General features: G+C 70.2%; 14 protein-coding genes. 7 read left to right on the top strand and 7 right to left on the bottom strand.

Annotated elements, in window-relative coordinates; translation table 11 throughout:
• Window positions 1-182: 182 nt before the first annotated feature.
• Window positions 183-785: a hypothetical protein gene (locus OP79_RS42840; protein WP_033328545.1), complete on the top strand. Its 603-nt coding sequence runs from the start codon at window positions 183-185 to the stop codon at window positions 783-785.
• Between the two features lie 82 nt (window positions 786-867).
• Here OP79_RS42840 and OP79_RS42835 read toward each other — a convergent pair whose 3' ends face one another.
• Together OP79_RS42835 and soxR are read right to left on the bottom strand one after the other, a co-directional pair.
• Window positions 868-1386, bottom strand: coding sequence for a hypothetical protein (locus OP79_RS42835; protein ID WP_033328544.1), 519 nt, complete (start codon window positions 1384-1386; stop codon window positions 868-870).
• Window positions 1387-1770: 384 nt separating this feature from the next.
• Complete coding sequence (gene soxR / locus OP79_RS42830) at window positions 1771-2244, bottom strand: redox-sensitive transcriptional activator SoxR (protein WP_033328543.1); 474 nt, start codon at window positions 2242-2244, stop codon at window positions 1771-1773.
• Window positions 2245-2366: 122 nt separating this feature from the next.
• On the opposite strand from soxR, the gene OP79_RS42825 reads away from it, so the two are divergent.
• Window positions 2367-2828, top strand: a complete 462-nt coding sequence (locus OP79_RS42825; protein ID WP_033328542.1) for a MaoC family dehydratase — start codon at window positions 2367-2369, stop codon at window positions 2826-2828.
• A 28-nt stretch (window positions 2829-2856) separates the two neighbouring features.
• On the opposite strand, the gene OP79_RS42820 is transcribed toward OP79_RS42825, so the two are convergent.
• Together OP79_RS42820 and OP79_RS42815 are read right to left on the bottom strand one after the other, a co-directional pair.
• Window positions 2857-3483 carry a TetR/AcrR family transcriptional regulator gene (locus tag OP79_RS42820; RefSeq protein WP_033328541.1) on the bottom strand — a complete coding sequence of 209 codons (627 nt, stop codon included), beginning with the start codon at window positions 3481-3483 and terminating at the stop codon, window positions 2857-2859.
• Window positions 3484-3615: 132 nt separating this feature from the next.
• The gene (locus tag OP79_RS42815; RefSeq protein WP_033328540.1) at window positions 3616-3903 is read right to left on the bottom strand and encodes a YiaA/YiaB family inner membrane protein; all 288 of its coding nucleotides are present in this window, start codon (window positions 3901-3903) and stop codon (window positions 3616-3618) included.
• A 141-nt stretch (window positions 3904-4044) separates the two neighbouring features.
• Between OP79_RS42815 and OP79_RS42810 the strand changes: the two genes are divergently transcribed.
• The 3 genes from OP79_RS42810 to OP79_RS42800 all read left to right on the top strand — a co-directional run bounded on the left by OP79_RS42810 (window position 4045) and on the right by OP79_RS42800 (window position 6526).
• Window positions 4045-4686 (top strand): TetR/AcrR family transcriptional regulator, encoded by a 642-nt coding sequence (locus OP79_RS42810; RefSeq protein WP_033328566.1) that lies wholly within the window; start codon window positions 4045-4047, stop codon window positions 4684-4686.
• 68 nt (window positions 4687-4754) lie between these two features.
• Window positions 4755-5489, top strand: a complete 735-nt coding sequence (locus tag OP79_RS42805; RefSeq protein ID WP_033328539.1) for an ArsR/SmtB family transcription factor — start codon at window positions 4755-4757, stop codon at window positions 5487-5489.
• 80 nt (window positions 5490-5569) lie between these two features.
• A complete protein-coding gene (locus tag OP79_RS42800; protein ID WP_033328538.1) occupies window positions 5570-6526 on the top strand; it encodes a DMT family transporter in 957 nt (318 codons plus the stop codon).
• Window positions 6527-6535: 9 nt separating this feature from the next.
• Here the strand turns inward: OP79_RS42800 and OP79_RS55635 are convergent, their stop codons facing one another.
• Together OP79_RS55635 and argS are read right to left on the bottom strand one after the other, a co-directional pair.
• Entirely contained in the window at window positions 6536-6778 is a 243-nt protein-coding gene (locus tag OP79_RS55635; protein WP_157857461.1) for a hypothetical protein, read from the bottom strand.
• A gap of 47 nt (window positions 6779-6825) precedes the next feature.
• Window positions 6826-8487, bottom strand: coding sequence for an arginine--tRNA ligase (argS, locus tag OP79_RS42795; protein WP_033328537.1), 1662 nt, complete (start codon window positions 8485-8487; stop codon window positions 6826-6828).
• 729 nt (window positions 8488-9216) lie between these two features.
• Here argS and OP79_RS57550 point away from each other — a divergent pair.
• Entirely contained in the window at window positions 9217-9969 is a 753-nt protein-coding gene (locus OP79_RS57550; protein WP_245685647.1) for a hypothetical protein, read from the top strand.
• Between the two features lie 6 nt (window positions 9970-9975).
• Window positions 9976-11268 carry a transposase gene (locus OP79_RS57545; protein ID WP_245685646.1) on the top strand — a complete coding sequence of 431 codons (1293 nt, stop codon included), beginning with the start codon at window positions 9976-9978 and terminating at the stop codon, window positions 11266-11268.
• Here the strand turns inward: OP79_RS57545 and OP79_RS42785 are convergent.
• Window positions 11265-12347, bottom strand: coding sequence for a Zn-dependent alcohol dehydrogenase (locus OP79_RS42785; RefSeq protein ID WP_033328565.1), 1083 nt, complete (start codon window positions 12345-12347; stop codon window positions 11265-11267). The two genes, OP79_RS57545 and OP79_RS42785, sit on opposite strands and share 4 nt — an antisense overlap.
• Window positions 12348-12356 lie beyond the last annotated feature (9 nt).

Here is a 12356-nt window from a genome sequence, read left to right as displayed (position 1 = left end):
TAGGGGCATTGGCTGAAAGGAGCCCGGTGTGCGGCTGAAATGTCGCCCCTCAGAGAGTTGATGACGGTCATCGGAAATTGGATGGAGCCGAATCGGCTGTCGATACGTCTATTCGGCAACGTTCGTACGACGACGCCGAAGTGACCGAAGTACAGGTACAGGTGTGACGGAGGTGCAGGGCGATGGCCGGTTTCCGGAGTCTGGCGAGACAGGTGCGCGATCCGAGGTGCGACCTGGCACTGCGGCGCTATTCACTGCGCAAGTGCCTTGAAAGGTTTGCCCCTTACGGACATCGGGCCACCTGGGACCATTTGTGCTCCCGGGCCGGGTTCGGTCCCGAGGACCGCTCCCCCGATCCGGCCCGGCTGGTGGCCGCGCTCGACGAACTCGAAGAGGCGCGCTCGGTGTGGCTCGCCTACGAGGACGCGTTCGCCGAGCGCCGCAGGAAGGAAAAGCACGACGGGCTGCGCAGGCCGGGCAGTGTCGACGACTGGCACCGGCTGACCTGGGGCGGTTGTGGTGTCGCGTGGTGCGACGACCCCCGGGTCCACCCCCATGAGCCCCTGGCGGAAGTCCTCCGCCGGCTCATCGCGGCCCTGGAGCGCGAACCCGGCTCGGTCTGCCCGGTGTGCTCGGGCGACCGCCTCACATGGAAGTACGACCTGGCCCACGAACCGTCCTCGGGCCCGGTCTGCACGGACTGCGGGATAGTGGTTCCGCGTCCCGTTCTGACGCCCGCGGCCCTGGCGGAGTCCAGGCGTGGGCGGTTGTTGGTGTCGGTGTAAGCACGACGGGGGTGCGGCTTGCACGGCGGCGCACCCCCGTGCACGTGATGGTCAGGGCGAGTGAAGCCGAGGCAAGTGGCACCTACGGCTGCATGACGTCCGTGTGAATGGCGAGCTTGAACTGGGCGTGGAACATCGGCACGGCGATCTTCGTGTCACCGGTTCCGCGCGCCGAGATCTTCAGGCCGAGCGGCGTCCCCGGGTGGACGAACATCTGCCAGACGTAGGTGCGGTACTGGCCGCCGCGAGTCGCCTGGATGTCGGTGGTGGCGGTCGAGTCGTAACCCGTCGTGGCGTTCAGCGGGTCGCGGACGAAGCGCGCCCGGTACTCATGAGCGCGGGCGTCCGCCTGCCAGAACACCATCGCGGACAGCACGCCCCAGCCGTCATGGCTGGGCCAGATCAGCGCCGAGCGCGGGTCGGGGAACTTCGACGCGGTGTCCCCGCCGTGCGCCGGGTCGTGCATGTTCCAGGGGTCGTACTGCTCCTCGCCGGTCACATACGGGAAGCGCACCAAGTGGTAGCCGTCCTGGTCGTAGGTGATCCTCTGTGGCCCCGAGTGGGCGGCTTGCCACATCAGGGAACAGATGGCGACACTCATGAGCACTCCTCTCGCACGGATCCACGAGTGGACCGTGCTACTGGAGCACGCCTCCGTCAACCGGCATGAGCCGCGCCCCGGAAAGCCCGCACCCCGAGGACCCGGCGCTCCGGAAAAGCCCGCACCCCCGACTGCCAGCACCTTGCCCTCCGGCGGGAGGGGTCGTGGGCCGGTGCGTCGTATGCCCGTCGCGTAGCTTCGGTCTCGGAGGACCAGGGCCTTGCACCGGGCCAGGGCCGTATGCCCGGCCTGCGACGGGCTGACGCACCGGCCCACGACCCCGCACCCACCACACACCTAAGGGGCGCGGGGAACGGCGCGACCAGCCACAGACGGCCCGCAGTCGCCAACGGACCGAACCCACCCACCCGGTAGGCGCCCTGCTCAACCCAGCGGAGCGCCTTTGCGTTCCACCATGAGTCGCGAACCGCTCCGCTTCTCGCCGAAGACGTCGTCCGGGTTGGACAGCACGCAGGTTTCCAGGGAGAGACAGCCGCAGCCGATACAGTCGGTGAGGTGGTCGCGCAGACGGCTCAACTGCTTGATGCGCTCGTCGAGTTCGGAACGCCAGGCCTCCGAGAGGCGGGCCCAGTCCTCCCGCGTCGGAGTACGCCCCTCGGGGAGTTCGGCGAGCGCGTCGCGGATCGTGGCCAGCGGAATGCCGACGCGCTGGGCGGCCCGCACGAAGGCGACCCGGCGCAGGGCGTCACGCGCGTAGCGGCGCTGATTGCCCGTGGTCCGGCGGCTGCTGATCAGGCCCTTGGACTCGTAGAAGTGCAGGGCGGATACGGCAGCGCCGCTGCGGGCCGACAACTGGCCGACCGTGAGTTCATGGATCTTCTCTGGAATCTGGGGCATTCCTTAAAGCCTACCCACCTCGTCACACTGCGGTACGTAGCATCTCGGTCCGTTGACATGGGCCCCGCACCCGACCATGCTAAGCAGTCGCTTAGACATTGACCACGCGGGAGGCCAGGGACATGGCAGAGCCGAGGATCTTCACGTCCGCCGACGAGCTGAAGGCAGCGGTGGGCGAGCAGCTGGGGTACAGCGACTGGCTGGAGATCGACCAGAAGCGGATCGATCTGTTCGCGGACGCGACGGGTGACCACCAGTGGATTCATGTGGACCCGGAGAAGGCGGCCACGGGTCCCTTCGGGACGACCATCGCGCACGGATATCTGACGTTGTCGCTGTTGCCCGCGCTCGTGCCGCAGGTCATGCGGGTCGAGGGGATGAAGATGGGCGTCAACTACGGCAGCAACAAGGTGCGGTTTCCCGCGCCTGTGCCGGTGGGATCGCGGCTGCGCGCCACGGCGGTGCTCAAGGAGGTCACGGAGGCGGGCGGCGGCGTGCAGCTCACGGCCGCGGTGACCGTGGAGCGCGAGGGCGGCGACAAGCCGGTGTGCGTGGCGGAGTCGGTGTCGCGCTACTACTTCTGATCGGTACGAAGGCGTCGGCGACCCAGGGCTACTTCCTCGCCCCCACCATCCGCAGCACGAGGTCGGCGTTCAGCGCGCCGACCTCGTCCGGCGTCCGAGGGCCGTTCACGTTGAACCAGCGGGCGACGTCGATGCACAGCGAGAGCACGGCGAGTGTGGTGCCCTGGACGTCGAGTACGTCGAACTCGCCGCTTGCCACGCCGTCCTCGATGATCCCGCGCACCTCGGCATCGACCTGGCGGCGCAGCGCGATGATCTCGGCGCGGGCGGCCGGGCCGAGCGAGTCCAGTTCGTACTGCACGACTCGCGCGGTGGTGCGCCCCCCGGCGTGCCAGCGCACGAAGGAACTCACGGCGTCCGCGAGCCGTTCGGTCGCGCTGCCCTCACCCTGGGCAGCCGTCCGCAAGATCTCGACGGCCTTCTCGTGGCCGATTCTGCTGATCCGGTGGAGCAGCTCTTCCTTGGTCTTGTAGTGGATGTAGAGCGCGGCCGGGCTCATGCCGGCGCGGCCCGCGATGTCGCGGGTCGTCGTCGCGTGGTACCCGCGCTCGGCGAAGGCCTCCACCGCGGCGACGAGCAGCCGCCTGGCCGCGTCCGGGGTGACCTCGGCCCATGGCGGCATCTCGCCGCCGGCCGTTTCCTCCGCCGTACTCATCGCTGTTCGCCCCTTCTCCGCTGTCAGTTCTCCACTGGCAGGACGAACCACCATACCTCGCGACCTGAGCGAGCGCTTAGCGTGCCCGCTCAGGGCCCCGGAGCTGCAAGCGGTTCAGAGCTTCTCGAAGGGTCAAAGCTTCTCGAAGGGGTCGTGCTCCGCGAGCAGCTTCTCCAGCCGGGCCTGGTCGACCCGGCTGACGATCTGCCCGGCCTCCTGCCGGTCGCGGATCACCTTGGCCAGCGTGAAGGCCGAGGTGACGAGGTAGAGGACGGCGATCCCCAGGAAGCCACGCACCCAGGCGTCGGCCTGCAGGTTGAAGATGCCGATGGCCGTGGCCGCCATGGCGATGGCGAACGCGATGACCGCCTGGCCGTAGAAGGCCGCGGTGGACTGCTGCTTGACAGGTGTCTCACTCATGGGGAAGAGAATCGGCGAAAGTGGCGGGCACCACATCCGCTCGGATACTCAGCCGCGTACTCAGGTAGCCGCTGCATCACCATTGCAGGCACCTGGGGATGAGCACTCCTGGTTTCTGAGCGCAGCCATACCATGTGCGCCATGGCCCGACCGCGCAAGCCCCTCCTCAGCACCGACCGCATCGTCGCGACGGCGCGGGCGCTCGTCGACGCGGAGGGTCTCGCGGCCGTCTCCACGCGTCGGCTCGCCGCCGAACTGGGAGTGAGCGGGCCCTCGCTCTACAACCACTTCCGTACGAAGGACCAGATCCTGGAGGCGGTCGCGGACTCGGTGAGCGCGCAGGTCGATCTGTCGATGTTCGAGGACGGCCGGGACTGGCGCACCGCGCTGCACGACTGGGCCGTCTCCTATCGGTCGGCCCTGCGCGACCACCCGAACATCGTGCCGGTCCTCGCCCGCGGCCCCGGCCGCCGGCCGGCCGGTCTGCGCCTGGCGGACGCGGTCTTCGGCGCGATGGTCGCCGCGGGCTGGCCGCCCGCGCAGGCCACGTCCATCGGCGCGCTGATGCGGTACTTCATCATGGGCTCCGCGCTCGGCTCGTTCGCCGGGGGTTTCGTGGACGACGAGAGCGCGTACGACCCCGCCAACTACCCGCATCTCGGGCAGGCCCATCTCCTCGCCGAGCAGCAGGAGAAGATCGACGAGCGGGCCTTCGAGACGGGGCTCATGGCGCTGCTGGACGGGCTGACGCAGCAGTACGAGCAGCTGGCGCGAGCGGTGTAGCGCGCTCGCGCGGAGGCGATACGGAAGGTTCGGCCGCCGCCGAACCGTCCGTATCGCATGCTGAGGCCATGAGCACCAGGAACACGCCCCGCACGCGGTCCGGGAACGCCCAGGCCCCGGGACTCGCGGCGCTTGCCGGGCTGATCGCCGACGAGACACGGGCCGCCTTCCTGCTGGCCCTGTTCGACGGTCGGGCCTGGACGGCCGGCGAGCTGGCTCGGTACGCGGGCGTCGCCGCGTCGACGGCCAGCGAACATCTGGGCAAGCTCGTCGCGGGCGGGCTGCTCGCCGAGGAACGGCAGGGGCGGCACCGGTACGTACGACTGGCCGACGCGCGGGTCGCGCAGCTCGTCGAGGACCTCGCCGCGTACATCGCACCTCCGGGCAACGAGCGGCCACGCGGCTTGCGGGAGTCCAGTGCCGGTTCCGCGATGGCGCGTGGCCGCACCTGCTACGACCACCTCGCCGGGCGCCTGGGCATCGCCGTCACCGACGCCCTGACCGGGCTCCAACTGCTGCGGCGGGACACAGGGTTCGCGCTCACGGATGATGGGCTGGCCTGGTTCGACGAGCAGGGCATTCCCCTCGTACGCACCGGTCGGCGGCCCCTCGCCCGGGCCTGCCTCGACTGGACCGAACGCCGACCGCACCTCGCCGGCGTCGCGGGCGCCGCCCTGTGCCGGCACGCGCTGGACGCGGGCTGGTGCGTACACATCGGCTCGGAGCGGGCCGTGAAGGTCACGGACAAGGGCGAACGGGCCTTCGCGGAGCTGCTGGGAATCGAGCCGGCGACGCTCCACTGACCTTCCCCCTTGTTCGCTCAGCACCCCGTCCGAAATTCGCGAGCCCTTCCGCCCTGTCCCCACCTAGCCTCTGGAGCGTGATGAACCCTCCCCAGTCCGCCCGTCGTACGGACCTGCTCGCCGCCGGTGCGGCCGCGGTTACCGTCGTGTTGTGGGCGTCCGCGTTCGTGTCGATCCGCAGTGCGGGAGCCGCGTACTCGCCCGGTGCACTGGCGCTCGGGCGGCTGCTGGCCGGGGCGCTGGTGCTCGGGGTCATCTGTCTCGTACGCGGGGAGGGGTTGCCGCCGCGTGCCGCCTGGCCCGGGATCGTGGTCTCCGGGCTGCTCTGGTTCGGGCTCTACATGGTGGTGCTCAACTGGGGTGAGCAGAAGGTCGACGCGGGCACGGCCGCCCTGGTGGTGAACGTCGGTCCGCTGGTCATGGCCCTGCTCGCGGGATGGTTGCTCAAGGAGGGACTGCCGCCGCGGCTGCTGGCGGGGATGGCGGTGTCGTTCGTGGGCGCGGCGATTGTCGGTCTGTCGATGTCCGGCGAGGGCGGCGCGTCCGTACTCGGCGTCCTGCTCTGTCTGCTCGCGGCGGTGGCGTACGCGGGCGGGGTCGTCGCCCAGAAGCCGGCTCTGCGGCACGGTTCGGCGCTCCAGGTGACGACGTACGGCTGTGTGATCGGCGCGGTGGCCTGTCTGCCGTTCGCCGGTCAGCTGGTGTCCGAGGCCGGTGACGCCCCGCTGTCCGCGACGCTCAACATGCTGTATCTGGGCGTCTTCCCGACCGCTCTCGCGTTCACGACCTGGGCGTTCGCGCTGGCCCGTACGACGGCCGGGAGGATGGGCGCGACGACGTACGCGGTGCCCGCCCTGGTGGTGCTGATGTCCTGGCTGGCGCTCGACGAGGTGCCGGGCTGGATCACCCTCGTCGGCGGGCTGGTGTGTCTGGCGGGTGTCGCCGTGTCGCGGTCCCGGCCACGGGAGCGGGCTGCCGCGACTGCGGCGGCTACTACGGCTGCCGTTACACCTGTTGAAGCGGCTCCGGAGCCGTAAGCCCAGCGTTCAGCGCGAACGTGCTCTGTCCGCAAGAACCTTGATCGAGCCAAGGAACTTCACTGCGAGGCCGACAATGTCCATCTCGGGCGTGAACAGCTCAGCGGACAGGGCGATCCCGGCCGCGCCAAGCACGTAGGTCCGGATGCGGCCGATGGTCGGAAAGCTCCATGTCGCTGATGAGGGCCTTGCCGAGCAGGAAGACCGATTGGCGGTCACCACGCCGATGGGGGACGCCGAGTTGAACACCACCGTAGACGCCGCTTGCCCCTAGCCTCGGGTGGTCAGCGGTCGCGCGTTCACATTCGTTGCGGTGCTGAGACCCCGAGCATCTGCAGCCCGTTGCGCAGCACCAGCCTGCTGGCGTCCGTCAGCCACAGCCGGGCCCGGGTGCGGTCGTCCGGGTCCTCGCCGGCCCGCGGCAGGACCCGGCAGGCGTCGTAGAAGCGGTGGTACGTGCCGGCCAGCTGCTCCAGGTAGTGCGCGACCCGGTGCGGCTCGCGCAGCGTGGCGGCGGTGGCCACGGCCTGCGGGAACTCGGCCAGCATGCCCAGCAGGTCGGCCTCCCGCTCGTGGGTGAGCAGGGAGGGGTCGAAGTCCTGCGGTGTGCCCTTCTCGATCCCGGCTTCCTCCGCCCTGCGCTGTACGGCGCACGGCCGCGTGTGCGCGTACTGGACGTAGTAGACGGGGTTGTCGTTCGACTGCCGGGTGAGCAGGTCGATGTCGAGGTCGATCATCGCGTCCACGCTGGCCCGTGCGAGCGCGTACCGCGCGGCGTCCACGCCGACCGCCTCGACCAGGTCGTCCAGGGTGAGGACCGTGCCCGCCCGCTTGCTCATCCGGACCGGCTCCCCGTCCTTGACCAGGTTGACCAGCTGGCCGATCAGGATCTCCAGGTGCGTGTCAGGGTCGTCACCGAAGCAGGCCGCCATGGCCCGCATCCGGCCCACATAGCCCGCGTGGTCGGCGCCGAGCATGATGACGACCCGCTCGAAGCCCCGGGACCGCTTGTTGAGGTAGTACGCGCAGTCCGCGGTGAAGTACGTCCAGGACCCGTCGCTCTTCACCAGGACCCGGTCCTTGTCGTCACCGAAGTCTGTGGTGCGCAGCCAGACAGCGCCCTCGTCCTCGAAGACGTGACCGCCCTCCCGCAGGCGGGCGACAGCGGCGTCCAGGTCCCCTTGGTCGTGCAGGTCCTTCTCGTTGAAGTAGACGTCGAAGCGGGTACCGAACGCGGCCAGCGATGTCTTGATCTCCTCGAACATCAGCGCCGTGCCCTCCGTCCGGAAGGCGGCGAGGGCCTCGGACTCCGGCAGTTCCAGGGCCGCGGGTCGCCGACGCAGTACCGCGGCGGCAATCTCCTCGATGTACGCCCCGCTGTAGCCGTCCTCGGGCACCGGCGAGCCCTGCGCCGCGGCGAGCAGCGAGCGGGCGAAACGGTCGATCTGCACGCCGGCATCGTTGAAGTAGTACTCCCGCGACACGTGTGCGCCCGCTGCCTCGAGCAGCCGGGCGAGCACATCGCCCACGACCGCCCACCGGGCCCCTCCGATGTGCACCGGCCCGGTGGGGTTCGCCGAGACGAACTCCAAATTGAGCCGAAGGCCGCCGAGCCGGTCCGTGCGGCCATAGGCGTCACCGGCCAGGACGATGTCGCGCGCGAGGGCGCCGATCGCCGCGCTCTCCAGCGTGATGTTGAGGAATCCGGGGCCCGCGACCTCGGCCTTCGCTACTCCGGCGGCCGCGCTCACCAGCGGGGCCAGCACTTCGGCGACGGCGCGGGCGGGCAGGCCCGCGGACTTGGCGAGTTGCATGGCGACGTTGGTCGAGTAGTCGCCGTGGCTGCGGTGGCGGGGGCGCTCCACGCGGATCTCCTTGGGCACCTCTGCTGAGATGCGTCCGGACTGGATGGCCGTGTGTACGCCGTCGGAGATGACGGCCGCGAGATCTGCTGGAGTCACGGCGGCGACGCTATCCGGGCGGACGCCATCGGAGACACCGATTATTCGGGCGGAGCTCCAGCCTCCTCGAACCGCCCCGTCGCTCACCGCGATCTCCTCCTCGGTATGGGCGGTAGCCCCGGCGACAGGAGCAGGCGACTGCGAGGGCAGGGTGGCCGACGGCCGGCTGGAGCCTTGGATTCCTGGTCTCCGCGGGGCCTCCACCACTGACAGCCGTGCCCCGTTCGCCGCCTGGCATGTCACGGACACGTACATGCGTGCCAGCGACAGTAACCCCCGAAGCGTACGGATCCGAGGCCGGTAAAGAGCGCTTCCTCAGCTGCTGGTCGTGGATGGGTATCACCCGAGTTGAACCCTAGTCAGATTCGTCCGGCAACCAGCACAAGGAGCAGATTCCGGTCAGAATTGCCAGCGCCCACGGTTCACTGGGGCCCGTCGGGGCAGCGTTGCCATACCCCCTTGACGAGGTGCTCCAACCACGGACCCGTTAGAACGGTCCACGCTTTCAGCTGCTTGAGGTGCAGCACGCCAGACACAGACCCGTACACACGACCGTAACCCGAACGGCCCACACCTCGTTGATCCGCTGCCGTGGGAGTGAACTGGACCGCTGGGGAGGGGAGTTACATGGAACCGTCACAGCCTGCTCCTGCTCCTGGGGCGGATCGGCGGTTTCGGGGCCCGAACAAGAACGCGGCGTGGCGGCGGGATGAGACGATGTCGCTGGCGATGATCCGTTTGCCGCTGGTGGTGGACGATGAGGTCGTGCGGCATCGGATCGAAGACCTGTATGCGGCTATGTGGCAGGTCAAGCAGACGTTGCAGCGTGATGCGCGGGCGGTGGTGGATGCCTACTGGGCGGGCGATCAGCGCCGAGAGACCGATGCCAGGGCGTGGCGAGCGGAACTGGGGCTGTCCCGCACCGGACTAGAACGGCGGGCCTACACGCATCTGGAACGCTCGGTGTGGCTCGCCGACCATGTCTCCAAGGCGCTGGTGATGCACCAGGCGGACGAGGTGTGGAACGGGGTGGCCCGCCACCTGACGCCGGATGCAGCCGGGCGGCGGGCGGGGCGGCCGCGTATCGGGTCGTGGTGGGAGTACACCCGCATCCCGGGCCGGGCCCGCTCCCACACAAAAGACAGGAAGTGGGAGACGTTCCGGCTCCACGGCACCTTGGCCGGGCACCTGGATGCCTACCGTCACCCCGCACTGCCCGCGCGAGTTACTGGCCCCGCCCGGGCCACCGCCCTGGATGCCGGGGTCTCGGTGCTGGCCCAGCCCCACCGGCTGCCCACCCCCGCCCGGCCCGCCGGGCGGATCCCGACCGGCACGTACGACGCGCGCGGCCGGGAGCGCACCAGGGCGGTTTCCTGGTTCGATCACACCGGCCCACTGGTGGTGGTCTTCGCTGGTGGACCGGCCAGCGCCCGGGGCGAGTTGGTGCTGCCGGTCCGACTGCCGCAGGGCGCGGGCCGCTGACCGCGCTTGGCCCACTTCCTCATCCGGCCCGAGCTGTGGCACAAGATCGACCTGGTGCGCAACCGGGACGTATCCGCTCCCGGCGGCTGGCGGTACGAGGCACACCTGAGTGTGCTTGCCGACGGGTACGTCTCCCCGGCCACCACCATCCGCCGCACCCAGGCCGCCGCCCTGGACCGGGTCGGCGGGGTGGATGGCAATGTCTCCAACCTCGCCGTGGTCTCCCTCCCCGCCACCGGCGACCGGGCCCACGGCAAAGTCCTCTCTTCCCGCATCACCCTTACCAGCGACGAACAGGCCACCCTGGCCCGGCAGAGCAAGCAGACCCGCGACCGCAACAAGGCCCTGGACCGCTCCCGCCGCGCCTCCAATCCCGTGCACTACCGCCCCTCCCGGCCCCAGCAGCAACGCGATGAACGCCGGGCCGCCAAGGGACTGAAGCCACGCCGGACCACCGTGCCCGCCGGCGCCCGGACCCTCAATGCGACCGGAAAGCCTCGCCAAGCCCACCGGCGCGACGAGCTGTCCAATACCTACTTGCGCCTGCGGGGCCGCCAGACCATGGCTGCGGCCTGTGCCGCTGAAGCCTCCCAGCACCGTGCCCGCCGACTCGCCGCCGGCCTGGTCGCCGCCCACGGAGCCCGCTTGACGATCGAAGACTGCGACATCCGCAGCTGGTTCCGGCGGTGGGGCCGCGCCTGCCAGGCCACCACACCCGGACGTCTCATCGCCGCGCTGGCCGCCGAGTGCGCCGCCGTGAACGGCGGTCGCCTGTTGCGGGCCTCGACGTTCGCTACCGCCCTGTCCCAGCACTGCCTGTGCGGCCGACGTGCCCCTAAGCCGCTCAACCAGCGCACCCACCACTGCGACCCGGACGAGGGCGGCTGCGGCCTGCGGGGCGACCGAGACCTGGTCGCCGCCGCGCTGGCTGCCTACACCACCCTCACCGACCCCGACGCTCCATCGACCGCCCGCCTGGACATCCTCCAGGCCCGTAACGCCCAGATCGTCTTCCATCAAGGGCTGCAAGAAGCCCTGACCGAGTCAACCGTGGACGTCTCCCCACCCCACTCCCGGGGCCGGAGCACCACGGCAGCCCACCCCGCGCCCGCACACACGCAGCACCGCCTGCCCGTGCCCGGACCGCAGACAGCGGCCTCTGCTCGGCGAACCGCCGGAACGTGGATCACGGCAACCCCGGATGAGACCCGAACCGCCTTGCTGCGGCCTAAGGCCCACGCCGGAACGACGCGACCCCACCCCGACCCTTCACGCACCCCATTGCGTGATAGCTCTTAGAAGACCACCAACGCCCGTCCGCCCTTCCCCGCCACCATGTTGTCGAAGGCGGCCGGGATCCCCTCCAGGGCGATCCGTTCCGTCACCAGCGCGCTCAGGTCGAGGCGGCCCGCGCGGATGTGGTCGGCCAGGATCGGGAGGTCGCGGGCGGGGTCCGAGTTGCCGTATACGCAGCCCGACAGGGTTCGGCCCCAGTGGAAGAGCTCCAGGGCGTTGAAGGTGACCTGCTGGTCCTTGCCGCCGATGCCGACGACCGTGGTGCGGCCGCCGCGGCGGGTGGATTCCCAGGCCGTACGGATCGTGACGGCGCGGCCCACGCACTCGACGGCCACGTCGGCACCCTGTTTGCCGGTGAGGGCGCGGATCTCACGGGCCGTGTTCTCGGAGGCGACGAGGTACTCCGTCGCTCCGGCCTCGCGGGCGAGGGACTCCTTCGCGGGCGACACGTCGACCGCGACGATCGTCGACGCGCCCGCGACCCGCGCGGCCTGAAGTGCGGCGAGACCGACTCCGCCGGCCCCGAACACCGCGACGGACTCGCCCGGCTGAACGCGGGCCGAGTGATGGACGGCCCCGTACCCGGTGAGCACGGCGCAGCCGAGCAGGGCCGCGTCGGTGAGCGGAATCCCGGCCGGCGCGGGCAGCACGCATCCGGCGGCCACCACGGTCTCCTCGGCGAACGCGGCGACGTTGAGACCGGGGTACAGGTCCGTTCCGTCGGAGGAGCGCCGGGCGTACACGGTCCCCGCTCCCGTCAGCGCGTTCGCGCACAGCCACACTTCCCCGAGCGAACAGGCGTGGCAACTCCCGCAGGAAGGCGCCCAGTTGAGCACGACGTCGTCGCCGGGCGCGACATGCGTGACTTCCTCGCCGACGGAGACGACCGTGCCCGCGCCCTCGTGACCGAGCACGGCGGGTACCGGCACCCTCATGGTGCCGTCGGACAGTGACAGGTCGGAGTGGCAGACCCCGGCGGCGGCGAGGCGCACCCGCACCTGCCCGGGGCCGGGCTCCGGCAGCTCGATCTCGGTGATCTCCAGCGGAGCACCGACGGCGGGCAGTACGGCAGCGCGAATCACGTCAGTCAC

The organism is Streptomyces yerevanensis (genome assembly GCF_000716805.1).
In the GTDB taxonomy this organism is placed as follows: Bacteria; Actinomycetota; Actinomycetes; order Streptomycetales; family Streptomycetaceae; genus Streptomyces; species Streptomyces flaveus.
The sequence above is the reverse complement of the archived record's forward strand: the minus strand, read 5'-3'. Positions and strand labels throughout refer to the sequence as shown.